The 21,980-nt window shown below is 57.8% G+C and carries 15 protein-coding genes and 2 pseudogenes; all 17 read right to left on the bottom strand.

Annotated features, from left to right (window positions below; all coding sequences use genetic code 11):
• Nucleotides 1-26: 26 nt before the first annotated feature.
• On the bottom strand, nt 27-692 hold the full coding sequence (locus AC1ME2_RS22495) for an acetyltransferase (RefSeq protein WP_480436896.1): 666 nt from the start codon (nt 690-692) through the stop codon (nt 27-29).
• Complete coding sequence (locus AC1ME2_RS22490; RefSeq protein WP_480436893.1) at nt 689-1,816, bottom strand: DegT/DnrJ/EryC1/StrS family aminotransferase; 1,128 nt, start codon at nt 1,814-1,816, stop codon at nt 689-691. Before AC1ME2_RS22490 ends, AC1ME2_RS22495 begins: the two co-directional genes overlap by 4 nt.
• Nucleotides 1,813-3,036, bottom strand: a complete 1,224-nt coding sequence (locus tag AC1ME2_RS22485) for a methyltransferase domain-containing protein (protein WP_480436890.1) — start codon at nt 3,034-3,036, stop codon at nt 1,813-1,815. Before AC1ME2_RS22485 ends, AC1ME2_RS22490 begins: the two co-directional genes overlap by 4 nt.
• The gene (locus AC1ME2_RS22480) at nt 3,033-3,593 is read right to left on the bottom strand and encodes a dTDP-4-dehydrorhamnose 3,5-epimerase family protein (RefSeq protein WP_480436888.1); all 561 of its coding nucleotides are present in this window, start codon (nt 3,591-3,593) and stop codon (nt 3,033-3,035) included. Before AC1ME2_RS22480 ends, AC1ME2_RS22485 begins: the two co-directional genes overlap by 4 nt.
• Nucleotides 3,590-4,672 carry a CDP-glucose 4,6-dehydratase gene (gene rfbG / locus AC1ME2_RS22475; RefSeq protein ID WP_480436886.1) on the bottom strand — a complete coding sequence of 361 codons (1,083 nt, stop codon included), beginning with the start codon at nt 4,670-4,672 and terminating at the stop codon, nt 3,590-3,592. Before rfbG ends, AC1ME2_RS22480 begins: the two co-directional genes overlap by 4 nt.
• Complete coding sequence (gene rfbF, locus AC1ME2_RS22470; RefSeq protein WP_480436883.1) at nt 4,654-5,427, bottom strand: glucose-1-phosphate cytidylyltransferase; 774 nt, start codon at nt 5,425-5,427, stop codon at nt 4,654-4,656. The genes rfbG and rfbF overlap by 19 nt, the downstream gene beginning before the upstream one ends.
• 215 nt (nt 5,428-5,642) lie before the next feature.
• Nucleotides 5,643-9,230 (bottom strand): glycosyltransferase, encoded by a 3,588-nt coding sequence (locus AC1ME2_RS22465; protein ID WP_480436882.1) that lies wholly within the window; start codon nt 9,228-9,230, stop codon nt 5,643-5,645.
• Nucleotides 9,231-9,346: 116 nt separating this feature from the next.
• Nucleotides 9,347-10,948 carry a flagellar hook-associated protein 3 gene (locus AC1ME2_RS22460; RefSeq protein ID WP_480436881.1) on the bottom strand — a complete coding sequence of 534 codons (1,602 nt, stop codon included), beginning with the start codon at nt 10,946-10,948 and terminating at the stop codon, nt 9,347-9,349.
• A 13-nt stretch (nt 10,949-10,961) separates the two neighbouring features.
• Complete coding sequence (flgK, locus tag AC1ME2_RS22455; RefSeq protein WP_480436879.1) at nt 10,962-13,013, bottom strand: flagellar hook-associated protein FlgK; 2,052 nt, start codon at nt 13,011-13,013, stop codon at nt 10,962-10,964.
• A gap of 10 nt (nt 13,014-13,023) precedes the next feature.
• Nucleotides 13,024-13,569, bottom strand: a pseudogene (gene flgJ, locus AC1ME2_RS22450) (flagellar assembly peptidoglycan hydrolase FlgJ); the annotation flags it as partial.
• Nucleotides 13,570-13,724: 155 nt separating this feature from the next.
• Nucleotides 13,725-14,334, bottom strand: a pseudogene (locus AC1ME2_RS22445) (rod-binding protein); the annotation flags it as partial.
• Between the two features lie 10 nt (nt 14,335-14,344).
• Entirely contained in the window at nt 14,345-15,454 is a 1,110-nt protein-coding gene (locus AC1ME2_RS22440) for a flagellar basal body P-ring protein FlgI (protein WP_480436877.1), read from the bottom strand.
• A 13-nt stretch (nt 15,455-15,467) separates the two neighbouring features.
• Nucleotides 15,468-16,139 carry a flagellar basal body L-ring protein FlgH gene (gene flgH / locus AC1ME2_RS22435; RefSeq protein WP_480442284.1) on the bottom strand — a complete coding sequence of 224 codons (672 nt, stop codon included), beginning with the start codon at nt 16,137-16,139 and terminating at the stop codon, nt 15,468-15,470.
• A gap of 144 nt (nt 16,140-16,283) precedes the next feature.
• Nucleotides 16,284-17,072 carry a flagellar basal-body rod protein FlgG gene (gene flgG / locus AC1ME2_RS22430; protein ID WP_480436875.1) on the bottom strand — a complete coding sequence of 263 codons (789 nt, stop codon included), beginning with the start codon at nt 17,070-17,072 and terminating at the stop codon, nt 16,284-16,286.
• Between the two features lie 46 nt (nt 17,073-17,118).
• The gene (locus AC1ME2_RS22425; protein ID WP_480436874.1) at nt 17,119-17,856 is read right to left on the bottom strand and encodes a flagellar basal body rod protein FlgF; all 738 of its coding nucleotides are present in this window, start codon (nt 17,854-17,856) and stop codon (nt 17,119-17,121) included.
• 594 nt (nt 17,857-18,450) lie between these two features.
• Nucleotides 18,451-19,776, bottom strand: a complete 1,326-nt coding sequence (locus AC1ME2_RS22420) for an HlyD family type I secretion periplasmic adaptor subunit (RefSeq protein ID WP_480436872.1) — start codon at nt 19,774-19,776, stop codon at nt 18,451-18,453.
• A gap of 24 nt (nt 19,777-19,800) precedes the next feature.
• Complete coding sequence (locus tag AC1ME2_RS22415) at nt 19,801-21,519, bottom strand: type I secretion system permease/ATPase (RefSeq protein ID WP_480436871.1); 1,719 nt, start codon at nt 21,517-21,519, stop codon at nt 19,801-19,803.
• Nucleotides 21,520-21,980 lie beyond the last annotated feature (461 nt).

The following is a 21,980-nucleotide window of genomic DNA, read 5'->3' as shown; positions in this document are numbered from 1 at the left end:
AAACTCTCCAAAAAATAGGGGCGGCTTTACTTGAAAACCCGGCCATCCTGATAGGAAACAGCATTCGACCTGATGATTCTGGCGGGATTACCCACCACCACTGCATAGTCAGGAACGTCTTGGGTGACGACCGCCCCAGCGCCGACAGTGACCCAACGACCAATGCGCAAACGGGGCAAAATGGTCGCATTGATGCCGATGAAGGCACCGTCTCCTATCTCGACACAGCCAGCGATACAGACCCCAGGCGCCATGAACACTGAATGACCAATCCGGCCTTCATGCCCAATCACGCTTCCTGCACTGATACTGGTGTTGTCACCCAACGAGACGTCGGCCTGCATGATCACACCCTCCTGCAGATAGCAGCCAACGCCCATTCGGGTCATCGTCAGATCAATGCCAGGATGCACAAAGTTACCCAAGGTTCCGCCAGCCTCGACGATCTGGCAGGTTGTCTCATAGCGAAGCTCGGTAGAGCCGGTAATCAGGTTGACGAATAGGGTGTCCGGGCCCTTCAGATCAGCCACACGATCAGTGCCACCGACCACAGGAACACCAAAAAAAGCACCGCCCTGTTTGGCCGGGTTATTGTCCAGAAACGAAAACTCGACGTTCGGGTTCGCACGCTGCACCGAACGAATCATGCGTACGGCCTCAGGATTCGCCGCACCCAACAAGTAAATATTCACAGCAGCCCCAGCCCCCTGCTTGCGCAGACAGCGCGAACCACTGCAATGACCCGATGCTGATCCGAGTCAGTCATATCGTGATAACTCGGCAGATTGATCGCGCGCTCCGACAGCGAAAAAGCCACCGGTGTATCGACATCCATCGCGTGGAACATCGGCAGCGACGACAACGGCCAGAAGAACACTCTCGCGTCGATATCGGCTGCTTTGAAAGCCTCGATCAAGGTGTCACGAGTAATCCCGGTGCTGTCTTCGAACACCAGCGTCGGCATCCAATAGCCATTGCGTGAATGATCCGGCTGCGGGTTCATTGAAATACCCGGGATCTCCAGCAGAGCACTGGCGTAGTTGGCGAATATGGCGCGCTTGCGCTCAATCAGATCATTGACCCGTTCAATCTGAGCACAGCCGATGGCGGCCTGCAGGTTGCTCATCTTGTACTTAAAACCAATAAAATCTGGCCAGAACTGACGCGTACTGCCGTTCACCCGACCATGATTGGACAAGGTCAGAACCCGCTCATACACGGCCCTGTCCGACGTCACGAACATACCGCCTTCGCCCGTGGTGAGGGTCTTGGTGCCATGAAAAGAGAACGCCCCAAAAGTCCCTAGCGAACCGGCAGGCTTGGCGCGCCACTGGGAACCGATAGCTTCGGCAGCATCTTCGATCACTGCAATGCCGAACTCGCGGCCGATCGCCAGTAACGCGTCCATATCACACAGATTGCCGTAGAGGTGCACCGCGACAATGGCTTTGGTACGGGGAGTGATGGCCTGGCGGACCTTTTGCGGGTCCAGGCACCAACTGTCCGGCGATACATCGACAAACACCGGGGTGGCGCCAAGGTAGGTAATCGGTGCCGCCGAAGCGATCCAGTTGGTGTTGCCCAGAATCACTTCATCGCCCGGCCCGATCTCAAGTGCGGCCATCCCCATATGCAAGGCACCGGTGCAGCTTGAAGTCGCGATCGCGTAAGGCACCCCCATGTGTTCGGCAAAGGCCTTCTCGAACCGGGTGATGTATTCGTAGCAGCGCTCGCCCCAACCGTTCTGCACCGCATCCAGTACATAGGACGCTTCAAGCTCACCCACGCTGGGTTTGGTGTAATGAATTCTGCTCATCGGTAGCTCAACTCTGGAACCGCAACGACAAAACGACCGCCCCACGCGCTCACGCAGGCGTACTGCTGGGTGATTTCATCCAGCAGATTCCATGGCAACACCAGTACGTAATCCGGTTTTTCTTTCTCGATATGATCGGGAGAGACCACAGGGATGCGACTGCCCGGCAAGAACTTGCCCTGCTTGTGCGGGTTGGCATCCGCCACCCAGGCCAGCAGATCAGGTTTGACCCCGGCATAGTTGAGCAAGGTGTTGCCTTTGGCGGCTGCGCCGTAGCCGACCACGCGTTTGCCTTCCGCTTTGGCCTGCAACAGGAAGCGCAGCAGTTCGTGTTTGATGCGTTCGGCGGCGGGGGCCAGGGTGGCGTAGAACCCGGGGTTTTTCACCCCGGCGGCCAGCTCAATACCCAGCAGACGCTGTACCGCCGGTTGCAGCGGGCGGACACCGTCGGCACGCTGAACGAAGACTCGCAGCGAACCGCCATGGGTCGGGAGTTCGCTGACATCGAAGACTTCCAGGCCATTGCGTTCGCACAACCGCTGCACGGCGGTCAGCGACAGGTAGGAATAATGCTCATGATAGAGCGTGTCGAACTGGGCACCTGCCATCAGCGTAAGCAGGTGCGGAAACTCGAAGGTCGCGACACCGGTGGGCTTCAATAACGTAGCGAAGCCGATTAGAAAGTCATTGATGTCCGGGACATGCGCCAACACATTGTTGGCCGCCATCAGGTCCGCCGCCCAGCCTTCTTCAAGCAATTGCAAAGCGGTTTCTCGACCGAAGAACAGCTCGCGAATCTCCAGGCCCTTTTCCCGCGCAGCCTTAGCCGTGCTGCGGGTCGGCTCGACGCCGAGGCAGGCGATGCCGCGTTTGGCCACGTATTGCAGCAGATAGCCATCGTTGGCGGCGATTTCCACCACCCGACTGTCAGTCGTCAGGCCAAAGCGCTCGACCATCTCCGCCACATAGCGCTCGGCATGGGCCAGCCAGGTGCTGGAATAGGAACTGAAGTAGGCATAATCGTCATCGAACAGGCTGGCGGCACTGGTGTAGTCCTCGGTCTGGACCAGCCAGCACTCCTGACACACCTGCACCTTCAACGGCACCCATTGCTCTGACAGTTCAAGCTGTTCGGCACGCAAGTAGGCGTTGGAGGGCGGCGACGTGCCGAGATCAATCAGAGACAAGGTCAATGGGGTGCCGCAACCTCGGCAGTTCATAGACGCACTCCAGCGAACTGAGGATCGAGCAAGGGATGCGAGGCATCCCGTACTGACAGATTTTTGACAAGCAACGGCCAAGCTATCGCCAACTGCGGGTCTTGCGCTGAAAGACCGCCCTCATGTTCCGGGGCATAGTCTGCACTGTGCAGATAAAGCAATTCAGCATCGTCGGTCAGGGTCTGAAAGCCATGGGCAAAGCCCGCCGGGATCAACAAACTGCGGCCATCCGCGGCGCATAGGTGCTCAGCATGCCAGTGCAGAAACGTCTCGGAGTCAGGGCGCAGATCCACCGCCACATCCCAGACCTCACCGCGCAGACACGTAATCAACTTGGCTTCCGGTTGCTCGGCTTTCTGATAGTGCAGGCCGCGCACACTGCCCCGCTCGCGGGTGCAGGAATGATTGATCTGGCGAATATGAAACGGCTGGCCGAAGGCACTCAGGCTGCCTTCGCAGAACAACCGGGAAAACTGCCCGCGTTGATCGGCATGGTGCTTGTGCTGCACGCTGAACAAACCAGCCAACGGCAATGGGGTCAACAAAAACTCGCTCACAACTGCCCCCGATACAGGTTCAGCTGAGCGAGCGTTACTTCACGCATGTCCTCGCCATTCTTCCAGGCCAGGTGCCAATCCAGCGTCTGCTCCAGACACTGCTGCAATGACCATCGCGGCTGCCACTTCAGCAACTGACGAGCACGACTGCTGTCCAGACGCAGCAGGCCCGCCTCATGCAAATCGCTGGGTTCGATGCGCAGCCCTGGTGCTTGTGGCCAACGTTGGGCAAGCAGCTCAACTACATCGCCGACGCTGCACATGTCGCTTTCGCCAGGGCCAAAATTCCACGCCCCGGCAAAATCAGGTCCGTGTTCATACAGCGCCGCAGCCAGTTGCAGGTAGCCCGCCAAGGGTTCCAATGCATGCTGCCAAGGCCTGACGGCCTGGGGATAACGCAAAGTTACCGGTTCACCTGCTGACCATGCTCTGAGCACGTCGGGAATCAAACGTTCCGGGGCAAAGTCACCGCCACCGAGGACATTACCGGCCCGCGCCGTGGCCAACGCCAAACCGTGCTCTGCGTAGCGATCAGCAGCAAAGAAGGACGCGGCATAGGATTGCGCCAGCAACTCGCAGCACGCCTTGCTGCTGCTGTAAGGGTCGTGGCCGCCGAGCGGTTCGTTTTCGCGATAGGGCCACAACCATTCCTGGTTGGCGTAGACCTTGTCGGTAGTGACCAACACACAGGCATGCACACACCCTACCTGACGAATCGCTTCGAGCAGGTTGAGAGTGCCCATGACGTTGCTGGAATAGGTGCCCAACGGATCACGATAGCCTTCGCGCACCAGCGGTTGAGCGGCCAGGTGCAGAACGATTTCCGGCTCGACGTCAGTCAGTATTTCCAGCAACGCGCCAAGGTCGCGCAGGTCACCACGTTGATCATTGATGCTGTCGCCGACGCGGGCCAACGCATACAAGCTCGGCTCAGTGGATGGCTCCAGAGCGAAGCCGGTAACGTGAGCGCCGAGGCTCTTCAACCAGAGCGCCAGCCAACTGCCTTTGAAACCGGTATGGCCGGTCAGCAGTACCCGCTTGCCGTGCCAGAACTCAGGGCTCAGTCCCATTGCTTCCATGGGGCCTCCCCGCTTTGCCACAGATTTTCAAGGTAGTTTTTGTCGCGTAGGGTGTCCATTGGGTGCCAGAAGCCATCGTGCTGGAACGCTGTCAACTGCCCGCGTTCGGCCAAACCGGTCAACGGTTCGGATTCCCAGACCGTCTCATCGCTGGTAATCAGGGACAGTACTTTGGGCGACAACACAAAGAAGCCGCCATTGATCCAGCCACCGTCGCCACGGGGTTTTTCGGTGAACCCGCGGACCAGATTGCCGTCGCGCTCCAAAGCACCATAGCGACCGGGCGGCTGTACCGCCGTGACGGTGGCCAATTTGCCGTGGGAAAGGTGGAAGTCCACCAGTGCACCGATATTCAGATCGGAAACACCGTCACCATAGGTGAAGCAGAACGCCTCTTCGTTTTCCAGATAACGACTGGCCCTACGTAGACGACCACCGGTCATGGTCTCTTCGCCGGTGTCGATGAGTGTCACCCGCCAGGGTTCACTGTAGTTCTGATGAACGTCCATGCGGTTGTTGCACATGTCGAAGGTGACGTCGGAGGTGTGCAGGAAATAGTTGGCGAAAAAGTCCTTGATCGCGTAACCCTTGTAGCCAAGGCAGATCACGAAGTCGTGAATTCCGTGGGCAGAATATTGCTTCATGATGTGCCAGAGAATTGGCTTGCCGCCGATCTCGATCATCGGCTTGGGCTTGAGGTGCGACTCCTCGCTGATGCGCGTGCCAAGGCCGCCCGCCAGAATAACTGCCTTCATCGTGTCCCCTATTGTTTGTCACAGGGCTCAGCCAAGCTTTTATGGGCTCTGCAGGCCGTCGAGATAAAACCTTCAACGCCGCTCATGGTTCTTCTGGCAACGCCGAAAAACACACGTTTTATGACGATATCTGGGGGACCTGCAGGAAACGCGCCAGCTCGGATTGCCCGAGCTGGCAGATTATTGACTCAAAACAGCCCTTAAATCCGCGAGATTTAATCTGCCAACCAGCCATGTTCCCAATACCGCAAGTTGTCCCCTTGCAGCATGTAATCGCGCAGTACCGCTTCACGCAGTTCATCGCCCATGCGGTAGCTGGCTTGCGGATCCGCCAGGTGCATGCGAATGGCCTGCAACCATTCCTCGGTACTGTTGCTGACTACCCGGGTGCACGGCAGGTAACCCCGATAGGCCTCGGTATCGGTGCACACCACCGGGTATCCACAAGCGCCATACTCCAGCAAGCGCAGGTTACTTTTACAGTCATTGAATATATGGAATTCCAGCGGTGCCAAGGCCAGGTCAAGATTAAGACTGGCCAGCTTCGCCGGGTAGATATCGAGGGCGATCACGCCATGGAATTCGTGCAGGTAAGGCCGCAACGCGTCCGGGCACATTCCAAAGAACACCCAATCCACTTCATTGGCCAACTCGCGAACGACCTCGGCAATGATCTCCAGATCACCAGAGTGACTGGTACCGCCACCCCAGCCTACCCGGGGTTTTTTCGATGTCCGGCGCTGACTGCTCAGTCCGGCCCACAAATCTTGCGCCAGCATATTAGGCACGACACGAATGTCGTGGTGCATGTGCGCCAGGGCATTGGCCAGAGGCTGAGTCGAGACCACCACTCGATCACACAAACCGATACCCCGTCGAACCAGAAGCTCCATCTCCGCGTTGTCCGGCATATTACGAATATGGGCATTTTTTTTTGTAGGGCTAATGACATAGTCGTCCAGCTCGAAAATTCGCCGGGCGTTAGAGTAGTTTTTCAAAACGACGATCTCATTGATCGGCCCTTCGCTGTAGCGCCCCTGAAAAACGATAACGTCAGGCGACTGGCGCTCAACCTCTACAATCGATGGCATGTCATAGCTAATACGCCCGACCGCCCGGCCCGCCGCCTGCAACTCGATAAGTGGCTGGGTCACGCGATAATGCCCAATCGCCGAGGCATTGATGGGCAACGCCAGGACATTCGGTAACTGACGATTGGAGAACGGGTTCCACCCCGAATTCAACCCAGGCTCCAGGCTGAAGCTGGAACTGGTGAGGGCCAGGTTCGGGTTATACGCAGGATCCTTGGCAATAGTCGGCAACCAGTGCTGGTAGAACCTTTTTTGCTCCTCAAGCTGTCGCTCTTCGAGCGTGACATCCTGCACCGCAACAGGCCGCGCACCCAAAGCCAGTTGGGCATAGGGTGTCCAGACCACCAGATAGCCCTGTTGGCGCACCCGCAAACATAGATCCACCTCATTGAAGGTCTGCGCGAAGTTCACCTCATCCAGCCCGCTGACTTCGTCGAAGACCTGTTTACGCACCATCAGGCAATCGCCACCGACGGCGCTCAAATCGTGGGCCACTTGCAAGCGCTGCATGTAGCCAGCTGCATACATGGGCTCCCCGAAGAACGGGACCCCAGCGGGACCTTGAAGACCGAGAATCAATCCTGCATGCAGGACACAGCCATTAGGACTGAACAGCTTGGCGCCTACTACCCCGACCTCTGGACGCTGCGCATGGTTGAGCAAAGCTTCCAGCCAGTCGGCGTTGGTGATCACCGCATAGGGGCTGAGCATCAGTAGGTATTCACCGCGTGCCTGCTGCGCTGCGAAGTTACCGATTGCCGCGGCATTGGGCTCCAACGGATAGTCCAGAACACGTAATTTGTCGCTGCCCAACTGCGCCATACTGGCCAGCCAGGCGCGGGCGTCAGTACTTTCACTGGCCCTGTCAACGATCAACAACTCGTATTCGCTATAGGCCGTTTTCTCCAGCAGACTTTCAACACAGCGTTGCAGCACCGCCAACTGATCTTTGCAAGAGATGATGATCGACACCAGCGGCCGCTTGGTGTGAAGGTAATCAACCCGATTGAGCAACGGCATGCTGCCGCGCCTGATTTCATGAGCAATGCCCATACGCTGCAGATGCGCCGCCAGCACCAGAGGATTTTGCTCGACCACTTCGGGCAAAGACAACCACCGGGAAAGGGAGAGCGATGACTCCAGCAGAATTTCGGCAATATGCTCTATGGTCTGAGGGCCATCATTCTCAACCAGACGCCAGAGCAGATCCTGGGCAGCGAGCGCGCCATAAAGCGGATTGAAGCCACCCAATTCAAGAACGCGCTGGCGCTGAAAGGCTAAATTCCGACCCACGTAGGGATAGCTACGCAGCAAGTCCAGGTTGAAATCAGGCTTGAAAACCGGCTCGACGGACTCGCCCTCACGCAGGGCGCCTTCGTCGCTGTAGACGCACAGTGCACCTGGGGACATGGCAATGCGTTCGGCCAGTACCAGCAACGCAGGCGCCACCAGGCGATCCCCGGCACCCAGCAAATAGAACCAGTGTGCGCCTTCGAGCTGCGGCAGAAGCCCATTGAGTTGCTGCTGCCAATTGTCCTGCAGCGGCAAGCTGAAAACGCGCCCGTCGAGCGAGGCCTCACTACAGGCGCTGGACAACACCAGCACCAGCTCAGGAGGATAGAGCTGACCGGCAAGGCTCTGAAGGGTGACGTCAAGGCCGGCGCTGCTGGCCTGTTCATCAATAATAACCGGAACAATTTTGGGCTGCTGCGGCCAGCCCGCAAGGATTTCCGGCAGCAATTTGCGCTGCGCGCCAGAAAGCGTACGGCATGCCAGCCATTGCGCGTAAAGTTCGGCAAAACTCTCACTCGCAACGCCCACCCGCCATTTCAGGGCGGACTGCCTGGTACCAAGCATGCGATTCAAAGGCAGCTCATCCCAGTCTCGCGGCAACCCGCCCGCGCGCTTCAAGGGGACGTAACGAGCCCAACCGCTGGCCGGAGCCGACTCGCCGCTACGCGCCTTGAGCATTTGTACTAGCCACTGCATTTCAATCGCCGCCGCGTCCCTCATCGGTTGCTGCCGACTCAGCCGCTCCGGGTACAGACGCTCGACACTTAGAATCAGGTTCAGCGAAACCATGTTCCCGCGCCGCAACAAACAAATGTACAAGGCAAAATCGAGCAGTGCCGCAAAACCCTGGCCGGATTGGGTCAAGGCAGGTAAAAACTCCAGGACATCCAGACGACGCAGCAGGGCATTGCTGAAACCACCCAGAAAATTGACCGGGAAGGCCTCAAAAATCGCCAGTAAATCCTCGCCCTTGAACAAACCGCTGGTTGGCGCCAGCGGCGTATTCTCCAGGCGGGCAGACAGCTGAATATCGTCGGCATCCCAGAACATTCGCTGAGCCAGCACCAAATTGACATCCGCGTGCTCGATAAATACTTGCGCCTGTCGCTCGATGATCGCAGGGAACAGCTGATCATCGTCACACAGAAACTTGATGAACTCGCCTCTCGCCTCCCCCAGTCCGGCCTGTAGGTTACCGACGAAACCCAAATGCTGCGGGTTTCGCACGTAACGCAGGGAGACAGTTGTAATTCCCACAAATGACTCGACGATAGCCTTGATCTCATCACTGCGACTGTCGTCACAAATAATGATTTCCAGGTTGCCGTAGCTTTGGTTCAAAGCGCTGACTAATGCTTTTTTAAAAAAATGCGGATTGAACGCGGGGATGACAATGCTGACGAGAGGTACTGGATTCACGGCGCAGACTCACGAGCGGCGGGCGCCCACTCAGTCGAGCGAGCCCCCTGAAACCGCTAAAGAACGATTATCGCTCGGGGCTGTAGCGACGGTCGCGCTACCGCCCGGGCAGACGTTTAAATTTTGCTGAACAGGTTCAATTGAGAGACTTGGGTAAACACCAACTGCAAAGCCTGCAACATGGTTTTCTGCATGGTCAGACGGGCGATAGCATCTACCGGGTCGGAGGCAGTAATCGCAGACTGGTTCGTGCTGTTGGAGGCCTGCAGGCTGTCATTGGTGGTGCCCTGGTCGGTCGCCGCGTTTTGACGTGCCCCCCCGGAGGCAATCGCTGTACTTATCTGTTCGGTGCCACTGGTCAAGTTGCCCAGCGCCGAATCCAGCGAAGCGCTCAATTTCTGCATGGCCACCGGGTCGCCATCGGCTGGCGTGTTCAGCGCGGTAATAGCAGACGTCAGCGTATTTAGAATGTTCTGAGTCTGATGGGTATTGGCCTGGACCACGAATTGATCGCCCGCCGCTGGCGTTCCACTCACGGTAAAATTGACGCCTGACGCGTTCGCAGTAGTACCGGTAATACCGCCCAAGCTGCCGCTGGAAACCGGTGTACTGCTGCCCGTGATCGGTGCGGCATAAAGATCGTAGTCGGTTGCGTTACTAAACTTGAGAATCGCCCCACCCGCCGGAAAACTGTTGTTATACGCAGTCGTGTCCGCAGCAGTGGTGCCAGGCGATGCAGAGGTGATCGTTGCGGCCGAAGGGTTACCCGGGCTGCGCGACGTACTGATACTGCTCGGGGTGGCAACCAATTGAAAGCTGTGACCCGCGATGGCGGCATCGGCGGTGGCGGTGGTTGCCCGTTCCGTAGCGGTCAGGTTGATGTTCAAGTTCAAATTGACGCCACGAAAACTGACAGGCTGATCCGCTGCATTTGCCGAACTGAATGCACCGGACTGACTGGCTTCAGCCGTCACATCGTTGCCTCCCGCATCGGTGATTTGCAGCTGCGAGCTGCTGAGAAACGCCACCGTGTAGGGCTGGCCAGCAACAAACTTGGAGTTATAGGTTGGACTGGAGGTCACAACCCCCCCAGACAAACTCACCTTGCCGTCATTCACCATTGGCGACGTCAGGGTGCTCGACGTGCGCGTGGTATTAATCGCTTGCTCGAAAGCATCCCAACCCGTGGTATTGCTCGCCACCGAAAGCCCGTCGCCGATAGGCAGGTTTACCGAGGTCTGATCACCCTTATAGCTGTAGGTGCCGTCACTGTTCAAAGCATACGGTGCCGTCGTGGACTTGCCGCCAGAGAATATATACTGACCGTTGGCGTCTTGACTGTTCATCACACCCACTATCTGGGTCTGGAGCTGGGTGAGTTCATCCGCGTTGGCTTTACGATCGGCATTTGTAAATGTGCCATTGGCCGCCCGGATCACCAGCTCTCTGGCTGTCTGCAATGCATCAGTGATGCTGCTCAGTGCAGTTTCGGTCTGAGTCATATTGGCGTTAACGGTGCTGATATTGGTCTTGTACTGGTCAAGCATCGAGCTTTGTTGCGCGAGTTGAAGCACGCGCGCGGCGCCGACCGGATCATCACCCGCCGTATTGAGTTTGACCTGACTGGAGACCTCGTTACCGGTGGTGATCACATTGTTATACGTACGCTGGTAGTTCGTGGCGCTGGCTTCGTAAAACTGGGCAGTGGAAATACGCATGGTTTACGCCCCCTTAAAGACTGTTGATCAGCGTGCTGAAAATGGTCTGCGCAGCCTTGATGATCTGCGAAGAAGCGGTGTAGTACTGCTGATACTTGATCAGGTTGGCAGCCTCTTCATCAAGGTTCACACCAGACACCCCATCACGTGCGCCTTTGGCCTGGGTCAGGACTGCCGTGGTCGCGGTGCTGTCGTTTTTGGCCTGACTGGCTTGAGCTCCGACGGTTTCAACCAGCTTGCCGTAGGCGCCGGACAGGCTCATTCCGTTATTGGCTGAAGAAACATCCACCGTCTGCTTGGTCTGCAAAGCCAATGCAGCCAGGGCGTTGCGGTTATCCGCAGAACCAGCGCCAGTGAGGTTGATGCTGTAGCTATCGTTCTGGCTCGGCGCGCCAGCCACCGTCATAGTGAAGTTGTAGGCCTGTGACGCGCCGGTGGAGTCGGTATACCCGACTGACAAACTCAGCGCATTACTCTGCCCAGGCACGATTGAGCCGGTAACGGCAGCGCCCGAGGCGTCCAGCACCGCCTGCCCCTTGGCGTCAAGCAACTGATAACTTTGAGAACCGCCGCTGGCGGCACCGAAGACCAGCTTGACCGGGGTCGAGTCTTTCAAGGCAGTACGCAGATCAGCGCTAGTGGTCGGACTGTAGATATCCAGACTGCTCGTCAGCGCTGGCTGGGTGATCACGCCACTCCCCAGATTGCCCCCACTCGCTGTCGCCGTCAGAGGCGCGGCAGCCGCGATGGTTTTGGGGTCGCTCATCACGGTCGTGAGGCCCGCCGCGGCATTGCGGGTCGGGGTGATTTTAAAGCTGTCACCTGTATTCATCGTGCTCGCGCCGCCGCCATTGAGCGACAACGAAAAGCCGTCGATGACCGGAGGCGGGGTGGTACTGAGATCATAGGACCCCACACTTGTACCATCGGGCAGGCGCTTGACGTTGTAGCCGGTGCTGCTGGTGAAGGTGACCTGATAGTCGTTTGCCGTCAGCTTGCCAGTATCGGCAATGGTCACGTCGAGGTTGCCCGAACCGGCACTGTTGCCTGACGTGGCAAGACTGCGCTGATTGATCTGATCGGCACCGTTGATGCTGTTGAACAGATTGGTACCAAAGTCGCCGTTGCTATCGATACCTTGGCTCAGTTGACTGTTGACCTGATCGGAAACGACCAGTGCGGCACGCCCCAACTCGTTGACTGCAGGCGCCAATACATCGGTGCGGTAGCGCAGCAGACCGCCGATGGTGCCGCCGGTCACGACCGACGTCACGTCCGCACTGGTCTGTGAGTAGTTCACTTTCAAACTGTATTGCGAAGGATCGCTCGTGCCTGGCACTGCGGACAAGGTATTAGCGGTCGTGCCGCTGACCAGCGCCTGGCCAGTACCCACGTACACATCGTAACTGCCGTTGTTATTCACAACTTTCGCGCCAACCAGCTCATTGAGCTGGCGTACCGACTCGTTACGCGCATCAAGCAGGCTATTGGGTGTTGAGCCGCCCGCCGACGCCTGAGTGATCTGCTTGTTCAACTGTGCAATCGACGCCGACAGCGTGTTGACCTGACCCGTCAGGCTGGTCAGTTGGCTATTGATAGCGGTGTTCTGTGCGCTCAATTGCGAAGAAGTCGAATTGAACCGGGCGCTGAGCGCTGAGGCGGTCGTTAGAAACTGTGCGCGGGCACTTGAGTCGGTTGCCGTCGTCGAGACACCCTGCATCTGAGTGAAAAAAGTTGCCAGCACGGTCGAGACACTGGTGCTGCTGTCAGACAGCAACGTATCAGTAGAACTGGCTTGGCCCAGGAAGGCCGTAGCGTCGGAATTGAGCGCAGTACTGGATTGCAACTGGCTGTCGAGGTAACTGTTGTAGATGCGTCGCACATCAGACAGCGTCGTACCAGTGCCGATGTAACCAGCCCCGATGTTCTGCGATGCCGAGGCAACGGTCATGGTCTGCTGGCGAGAATAACCTGCGGTATCAACGTTGGCGGTGTTGTTACCGATAGTGTTGATCGCCGCACTACTAGCAGTCAGCCCTGAGAGCCCAATTGAAATCAGTGACATGGTTCAAGCCTTATAAAGTCGTGGAAGAGCTCGCGGCTGCGTAATTTTGATAGCTCTTCATCTGCTTGGCGATTTGCGAAATCTTGCTGGCATAGTCCGGGTCTGTCGCGTAACCAGCCTTCTGCAGTTCTTTCACAAACTGTTCCGGGTTATCGGCCGATTTCAGTACACCTTGATAGCGATTGTTGCTCTGCAATAGATTGACCAGGTCATGGAAGCTGTCGGAGTAGGAATCATAGGAACGGAAATCCGCCGTTTCCTTGACCATCTGCCCATCACGAAACTCGCTGGTGATTGCCCGTGCCTCGGGGCCCTGCCAATCACCCTGCGCCTTGATGCCGAACAGGTTGTGGCTGCTGCTGCCATCCTGCTGGCGCATCACCGATTTGCCCCAACCTGTTTCCAGGGCCGCCTGAGCGACCAGTACGGTTGGATCGACGCCAATGCGCGCGGCGGCGTCCTTGGCCAGCGGCAACATGGTCGCGACGAAATCGTCGGCGCTGCTGAATGCTTTACCGGCGGGCGCCAGCGGCGGCTGAGCGATGGTGCGACCATGGACCCGCGTCGAGCCCGTCGAGGCGGAGAGATTCGGGTCCTGCGTCCAGTCGCCATTGCCTGCGAATGTACCGCCGCTGCGGGTATCGGTAGCACCGGGTGCCGAAATACGGTTTTTCAACCCCACCTCGCCTGCCGCTTGGCTGGCAGTGGTGGCCGGAACGATGCCCGCGAGCAACCGATCGGCGAGCTTGCTTGGCAGCGACAACCTGCGCTGGTTGAGCATCGCCACGTCATTGCGCACGACGCCGCTGGCTGAAGCAGAGGCGGCAGCCGCGGCATGTGCATGATCGACTGCAACAGAGCGCGTAGCCCACAGCGGTCGCTGAGCGATTTTGGTCGCCAGGGCAGAACTGTCCTGATCCGAACTCTTCAGGTCCGAGCTCTTGATGGTTGACGTCAGGTTGCCCGTCGCAGGCTCGGAGGGCTGCCCTCCCTTGATTTTCGACAACTGCCGCATCAATACATCCTGCAGGCCGATACCGCCGCCCTGCTTGGACATGGTCACCGATAGCTGCTGGTCATACATATCCTGATACTGGCGAGTCGCCGCGGTATTCATCGGGTTGTCCTTGGCCAGCACCTCGTTGGCCGAGCGCATGGACTTGAGCATTTGGCTGACGAACAGCGACTCGAACTCCTGGGCAACCTTCTTCAAGTTCGCGTCGCTGTTCTTGTTCCCCGTTTTCAGGGCATTCAGACGATTCAAGTCGCTATAGGCACCTGAATCGCTACCCGAGGAAACCCCGCCCTTCGGCATGTCCATGCTCAGTTCCTCAGATTACGATCAGGTCGGCTTGCAGCGCGCCCGCCTGCTTCAACGCTTCAAGAATCGCCATCAAGTCACCGGGTGCCGCACCGACCTGATTGACCGCTCGAACGATCTCATCCAGCGTGGTGCCTGGGCCGAACTTGAACATCGGGTGCAGTTCCTGCGCCGTCTTGATTTTCGAACGCGGGACCACGGCTGTCTGGCCACCGGACAAGGCGCCCGGCTGGCTGACGATCGGGTCTTCGGTGATGGTCACCGTCAGGCTGCCGTGAGTCACGGCTGCCGGTGAAACCTTAACGTTCTGGCCGATCACGATAGTGCCGGTACGCGAATTGATGATGACCTTGGCGGCCACCTGACCCGGATCGATTTCCAGGTTCTCGAGCATCGACAGGTAGTCGACCCGCTGATTCGGATCCAGTGGCGCAGTCACCCGCACAGATCCACCGTCCAGGGCCTGAGCCACACCAGGGCCAAGCAGGTCATTGATCTTGTCGACCACACGCTTGGCGGTGGTGAAGTCAAAACGATTGAGGTTCAAGGTCAGGCTGTTGCCCTGATTGAACCCGCTCGGCACAGTACGCTCGACAGAAGCCCCCCCGGGGATACGACCGGACGACGGAACGTTGACGGTAATCTTCGACCCATCCCGGCCCTCTGCGTCGAAGCCACCGACCACCAGGTTGCCTTGGGCAATGGCGTAGACGTTGCCATCGATACCTTTCATGGGGGTCATCAACAGACTGCCCCCGCGCAGGCTTTTCGAGTTACCGATGGACGACACGGTAATGTCGACCATCTGACCTGGCTTGGCGAACGGCGGCAGGTCAGCATATATCGCCACTGCAGCGACGTTCTTCAACTGGACGGTGCCTGAGCCGCTCGGCACCTTGATGCCGAACTGGGCCAGCATGTTGTTGAATGTTTGCAGCGTGAACGGAGTCTGGGTGGTCTGGTCGCCCGTACCATCGAGACCAACCACCAGACCGTAGCCGATCAATTGGTTAGTCCGCACCCCGGAAATGCTGGCAATGTCCTTCAAACGCTCAGCATGAACACCGAGCGTTGTGGACAGCAGCAGGACCGCTGCAATCAGTTGCTTGAAATTGAGCATGTCTATCCCGCCATCAGAAAGGGAACAACGGGCTGAGGAAGAACCGATCGAACCACCCCGGCTGACTGGAGTCGGCGAACGAGCCGGTACCCGAGTACGTAATGCGAGCATCGGCTACTCGAGTAGACGACACCGTGTTGTCAGTGGCGATGTCATCAGCACGGATCAGGCCGGCGATACGCACCAACTCATCACCCGTGTTGAGGGTCATCCATTTCTCGCCGCGAACCGCGAGGATGCCGTTGGGCAGGACCTCGGCCACCGTCACGGTCACCGAACCGGTCAGGCTGTTGCTTTGAGCTGCCTTGCCATCACCCTTGGTGGTGCGCGCACCGTTATAGCCAACGTTGAGGCTAAGATCGCCGCTACCCACCGGATTGCCGGTGCTCACACCGGCACCAAACAACGAGGTCAAACCGATACTGTTGCTGCTGTTCTTGGTGATCCCGTTACTGGCCGCCTTGCTCGCCGCCGTCTTCTCGGAAAGCGTGATTGTGATGATGTCGCCAACCCTATAAGCCTTACGGTCGTCATAGAGATTTTGCTCAAAGCCGGCCTGATAGATCGAACCGTTGTTCGCTGCCGCCGCCAGTGGTGTACGCGGCAACACCGGCGCGTAATAAGGGTCATTGGGCTTGGCCACAGGTGCAACGCAACCACCCAGCAATGCGCTTGCGCAAAACATGGCTATCAACGGAGCAAGCAGCAGGGAAAGCCGCAGAAAAGGAAGCCGTTTCATGACACTTAAAACCTCGCGGTGCAGCAGGCGCTTATCAGGCGCCCTATCAAAATGAGCCGGTGTATCGACAGGCGGAACACAGTCCGTGCCTTACAGATTTTGGGTAACGTACTGCAGCATCTGGTCAGCGGTGGAAATCACTTTGGAGTTCATTTCATAGGCGCGCTGAGTGGTGATCATGTTGACCATCTCCTCTACGGTGCTCACGTTGGAAGCTTCCAGGGTGTTTTGTTGGGTGGTGCCGAAGCCGTTCAGGCCCGGAGTACCCACCTGCGGAGCGCCGCTCGAAGCGGTTTCCATGAACAGGTTGCTGCCCGCTGCTTGCAGACCGGACGGGTTGACGAAGTCGGCGGTCTGCAGGTTGCCGATCACCTGGGAGGTGGCGTTGGCACCTGCCAAGGTCACCGACACGGTACCGTCCTGGCCTATGGTGAACGTCTGGGCTTGCGCCGGAACGACAATTGCCGGTTCCAGGGCATAACCATTGGCGGTCACGATCTGGCCGTTGCGGTCCAGGTGAAAGGTACCGTCACGGCTGTAGGCCACGGTGCCATCAGGCTGCATGACCTGGAAAAAGCCGCGACCATTGATTGCCACATCGAGCGGCTGATCGGTCGTTTGCAAGCTGCCGGCCGAGAAGTTTTTCTGGGTGCCGACGATGCGCACACCAGTACCCAACTGCAGACCGGACGGCAGTTCGCTGTCCTGGGTTGACTGAGCACCTGGCTGACGCTTGATCTGATACAACAAGTCCTGAAACTCGGCACGATCACGTTTGAAACCTGTGGTCGATACGTTCGCCAGGTTGTTGGAAATGGTCGTCAGGTTAGTGTCCTGAGCGGCGAGACCGGTCTTGCTGACATATAGTGCAGGAAGCATTCTTTCTCTCCTCGAGCGCCTGATTATCGGCGCGAGCTATCAATAGTTAACTCTGCAAGACTCGCGCCATGGACTCATCGTTTGTTTCGGCGGTCTTCATCATCTTGATGTGCAATTCGAATTGACGGGACAATGTCAGCACCGATGTCATTTCCTCTACGGAATTGACGTTGCTCGCCTGCAAAAAGCCCGACTCGACCTGAACGGTGCCATCGGTGCCGGCAGCCTTGCCGTCTTTGGTGTGGATCAGGCCATCGGGGCCCTTCTCCATGTTTTTCAAGTCAGGCTTGACCAGCTTGATCCGGTCGACCTGCGCCATCACCTGCGGACCTTCGCCCATCGAGCGAATGCTGATGGTACCGTCGGCACCGATCTCGATTTGTTGCTCAGGCGGCACGGCAATCGGCCCACCATTGCCCATCACCGGCAAACCATTGCCAGTGCGCAAAATACCAAGAGCATCGATATTCATGCTGGCGGTGCGCGTGTAAGCCTCGCTACCGTCGGCGGTCTGTACCGCGATCCAGCCATCCCCTTTCACGGCAACGTCCATATCCCGGCCAGTATCGATCATCGCGCCATCAGAGAAGTCAGTCCCCGGACGTTCGCTCATGGCGTAGGCACGCGAAGGCATAACCTCGCCATACACTGGCATCGAGCGCGCCTGTTCGAGGTCACGCTGAAAACCGGTGGTCGAGATGTTCGCCAGGTTGTTCGCATGAGCCTTCTGCGCGATAGCGTTCTCGGACGCACCACTCATTGCCACGTAAAGCAACTTGTCCACAGTCTTCCTCCTCTGACAGACGTTTGCCGCCTGTAGCTGTTCTAAACACGCTCAAGCAATATTCGAACCAACTAAGCAGGCCCGACACAAACCCTTGATTCACCAGCATTAACGGGAGAACGCCCACGGACAAGGCAGCCCGCCCAAGAAATGGCGGCGGCGGACTGTCGCATTTGGCCGATTAGGGGAAAGGATGCCGCCAGAAAAACTTCACTCGAGGGGCCAGGCGATAAATACCGGATACGAAAGGGTTCAACGCGATAACATTTGATCAACACGCAATGAGGTTTATATGACCCCGCACCTCCGCTTCATGATTCCCCTAATGGCGAGCCTGGCCTTGATCTCGATCCAGGCACAGGCGTCCACCGCCCCCTGGTACAAATGGCAAGGCGCGACACGGGTTATTTGCAAGCAATGGGTCAATCCAAAATCGGTATTCAAGTTGATTGACGGCCCCTACAGAGACGCTAGTTGCCGGTACCCAGGCCGCCCAGGTTAAAAAGCCCCAAGGGCTGGGCCTGAATAGCACCCTCACCCACGAAGACTGTCCGTCAACCACGCCCTCTAGCAGGAGCGATCCAGCTCACGCGCTCAGTCTTCGAGCAACGAACGGGCGAAGGCATTGCTCGCTGGCTGCACCAGATAGCTCAGCAAGGTGTGCGTACCCGTGTTGATCAATACTTCTGCCGGCATCCCCGGCACCAGCTTCAAGTCACCCAGATCCTTTCGCCCCTTATCGGTCAGCTCGACGCGCCCCAGGTAATAAGAAGCACCCGTTTGCTCGTTGATCAGACGGTCTCCTGACACACGCGTCAGCTTACCCATGATCACCAGCGTTTTGGCATTCTTGAAGGCACTGAAGCGAATTTTGGCCTGCTTGCCGGGCGCTACGCGATCGATATCGATTGGCGAAATCTGGACCTCTACAATCAGCCCCTCGTTGGCCGGAACGATGTCCAGCAGTGGCGTGCCAGGCCCGATTACGCCGCCCACGGTGTGCACCTTCATACCGAACACCATGCCGGATTCAGGCGCACGGATCTCGATGCGGTTGGCACGGTCCTGCAAGGCGGCCAGGTGCTCGCTCATGTCGAAGACCCGGGTTTGTACTTCAGCCAGTTGGCTAACCACTTCGGAAACGAAGTTTTTCTGCTGCTGAGCGATCTGCAGCTCGGTTTCGCCGATGTGCAGATTGGCTTGTGCAATGGAGGACTTCAGATCCGCCACCTCCGAATACAGGCCGGTCATGCTGCGCTCCTTTTCACGCAGACGCTGCTTGTCGACGAAACCTTCTTTGAGCAGGGCGCTCAGATCGCCGGCCTCCTCCTTATAGGAATCAGCCAGCTGCTGCTTGCTGGCAATCAGCTCTTGAAAACCACGAATCTGCTGGTTGAGCTGCATTACGCGCTTCTTCAGCACGTCGATCTCGCCCGCGTGGGCGTTACGCCGTGCGATGAAGATGTGCCGCTCGTTCTCCTGCGCCTCGATCACCCGCGGGTCATTGCCCTCGGGCGTCGGGGCAAAGGTGACCGTCCCCAGAGCATCACGCTCTGCGGTCAGACGCGTCCCCATGGCGCGAGCCGCGATCAATTGGCTGTGCACCACTTGTAGCTCGGCCAGGGTCTGGGTGCCGTCCAGCTCGATCAGCACATCCCCTGCCCGCACCACATCGCCATCGCGCACATGCAACGCCTTGATGATACCGCCCTCAAGGTGCTGCACCGTCTGACGGTGAGTTTTCACCGTCACGACGCCCGGCGCCAATGCCGCACTGTCCAATTGGGCAAAGACCGCCCAAGAACCGAACAAGCCAAAGGTCAGGAAAACGATCAGGTAACCGATGCGACGAATCGGGAGGTCATTGATCTGCGGCTGCGGCACCCTGCTTGGCACGACCGCCTGTACGGATTTGTCCATGTCCACTCCCATCACACCCACCCGTTACACATGACTGACGGCAAGCTGCGACGCTGCGGCCGCCTGTTGAACCTTCTGCAGCTCGAGCAGAACCTGAACCCTCGCTCCGAATATCACCAGCGCGCCATCACGCAGCACCATCAGCTTATCGACTTCAGCCAATATGCTCGGGCGGTGGGTGATCACGAACAGCGTCGTGCCAGCTACTTTCAATTGCTGCAAAGCCACGGCCAGCGCCTGCTCCCCCTGATCATCAAGGTTGGAATTGGGCTCATCCAGCACCACCAGCTTTGGTTTCCCGTAGACGGCTCGCGCCAGACCAACGCGCTGGCGCTGCCCACCGGAGAGCGCACCACCACTGACACCGATTACCGTGTCGTAACCCTGCGGCAGACGCAGGATCAGTTCATGCACCCCGGCAATGCATGCAGCTTCAACCACCGCCGCAGGGTCCAACACACCGAAGCGAGCAATGTTCTCGCTGATGGTGCCTTCGAACAGCTCAATATCTTGCGGCAGGTAGCCAATATGAGGACCAAGCTCGTCGCGATTCCAGCTGGACACGTCAGCGCCGTCCAGGCGAACCTTGCCATGAGAGGCGGGCCAGATGCCTAGCAGCGCACGGGCCAGGGTCGATTTGCCGGCACCACTAGGGCCGATAATGCCCACCGATTCGCCGGCAGCGACATGAAAGGTCACCCCGCGGATCACCGGCAGCGGGGAGCCCGGCGGGGCCACTATCAGCGATTCGACACTCACTTCACCCTTCGGCGGCGGCAGCGGCATGCGCTCCGGCTCGGCGTCGATCTTCACCAGCAATTCGTTAAGTCGGCCATATTGCGAACGTGCCGAAATAAAGCCCTTCCAGGAACCGATCATCAAATCGATTGGCCCCAGCGCACGACCGAGCAGAATAGAGCTGGCGGTCATCATGCCGGCACTGATTTCCTGTTTTAGCGATAGGTAAGCGCCCAAGCCGAGAATCAGCGACTGTACCAGCAGGCGAAAGGTCTTGGAGAACGCCGTGATGGTGCCGGCACTGTCACTGGCCAGGCCTTGCAGCTCCAGCACCCTGTTGTTCTTTTGCTGCCAGCGGCGGCGCAACTGCGGCAGCATGCCCATCGACGCCACCACCTCGGCATTGCGCAAATTCTTGTTAGTGAAGGCGGTGGCGGCGAGGTTCTCCTTATTGGCATCCCCCAGGGTCTTATTGGTCAGCCGCTCATTGACGTAGGCCAGACCGATCAATAGCCCGGCACAAACGACCGCAAACCAGCCAAACCAGGGATGAAACATGAACATCACTGCGAGATAGATCGGCAGCCAGGGGGCGTCAAAAAAGGCGAACAGCCCATTGCCAGTGAGGAACTGGCGCAACCCGGTCATGTCGGCTAGCGGCTGTGCCGAAGCATTCATGCCACCGGAATTCAACGCCTGCTTGAAGCTGGCATCGTACAGCCGCCCGCCAAGCAGGCTATCCAGACGGGTACTGATACGCACCATGATCCGCGAGCGCACCCACTCCAGAGCACCCATGGTCGCCAGCAGCAAGATGAGGATCAGGGTCAACATTAACAACGTTGACTCGCTGCCCGCCCCCATTACCCGGTCATAGACTTGAAGCATATAAAAGGAAGGAACGAGCATCAGAAAATTAACAAACAGGCTGAAGAAGCCAACCGAGATGAAGCTACCTTTGCAGGCGGCAATGGCGGCCTGAAGATCTGTCTTTGGGGAGGTCATTTTCTACTACTCGTACTCGGCAGCCAGTCTGGATAAGCAAGCGCCGGAGAATAGCACGATAGAACCGAAGCAATAACAAGAGCCTGAAGGCTGCTTGTGACTCTCGCGAAAACCCTACCCGGACGCGCTGCGCCCCCTCCAGATTCGAACCATTGACCAGCGATTGGGCCCGAGCAGCGCTAGCCCATACCCCAAAACACACCCACACCAAATTCGTCGAGATTTTTTCGCTACGGCCTAAAGAAGGCATAATGATGGCCGATAGATAAATAGAGAACGTACGTCCATTGCTGCCAGTGTGCTCTTTAGTGCTTCCCACTGACGCCCAACTTCAACCGTAACAAAGGATGTCTAACATGCCCGTCATCAAGACCACTGCGGTTGAAGAAACTGAATGCGATACGGTTACTGGATTAAAGCAGGCAGTACCAGGCTTCAACCTCCCTACTTCCATGACTTCA

This window comes from Pseudomonas sp. ASL9 (assembly GCF_056680335.1).
Note: the sequence above shows the minus strand (reverse complement) of the source record. Positions and strands in the feature narration are given on the sequence as shown.

Excerpts from the sequence above, each read along its gene's own strand:
- AC1ME2_RS22485 (WP_480436890.1), bottom strand. The coding sequence starts at position 3,036 with ATGAACTGCCGAGGTTGCGGCACCCCATTGACCTTGTCTCTGATTGAT.
- rfbF (WP_480436883.1), bottom strand. The coding sequence starts at position 5,427 with ATGAAGGCAGTTATTCTGGCGGGCGGCCTTGGCACGCGCATCAGCGAG.
- AC1ME2_RS22460 (WP_480436881.1), bottom strand. The coding sequence starts at position 10,948 with ATGCGTATTTCCACTGCCCAGTTTTACGAAGCCAGCGCCACGAACTAC.
- AC1ME2_RS22420 (WP_480436872.1), bottom strand. The coding sequence starts at position 19,776 with ATGGACAAATCCGTACAGGCGGTCGTGCCAAGCAGGGTGCCGCAGCCG.
- rfbG (WP_480436886.1), bottom strand. The coding sequence starts at position 4,672 with ATGGAAGCAATGGGACTGAGCCCTGAGTTCTGGCACGGCAAGCGGGTA.
- AC1ME2_RS22415 (WP_480436871.1), bottom strand. The coding sequence starts at position 21,519 with ATGACCTCCCCAAAGACAGATCTTCAGGCCGCCATTGCCGCCTGCAAA.
- AC1ME2_RS22490 (WP_480436893.1), bottom strand. The coding sequence starts at position 1,816 with ATGAGCAGAATTCATTACACCAAACCCAGCGTGGGTGAGCTTGAAGCG.
- AC1ME2_RS22440 (WP_480436877.1), bottom strand. The coding sequence starts at position 15,454 with ATGCTCAATTTCAAGCAACTGATTGCAGCGGTCCTGCTGCTGTCCACA.
- flgH (WP_480442284.1), bottom strand. The coding sequence starts at position 16,139 with ATGTTTTGCGCAAGCGCATTGCTGGGTGGTTGCGTTGCACCTGTGGCC.
- flgG (WP_480436875.1), bottom strand. The coding sequence starts at position 17,072 with ATGCTTCCTGCACTATATGTCAGCAAGACCGGTCTCGCCGCTCAGGAC.
- flgK (WP_480436879.1), bottom strand. The coding sequence starts at position 13,013 with ATGTCACTGATTTCAATTGGGCTCTCAGGGCTGACTGCTAGTAGTGCG.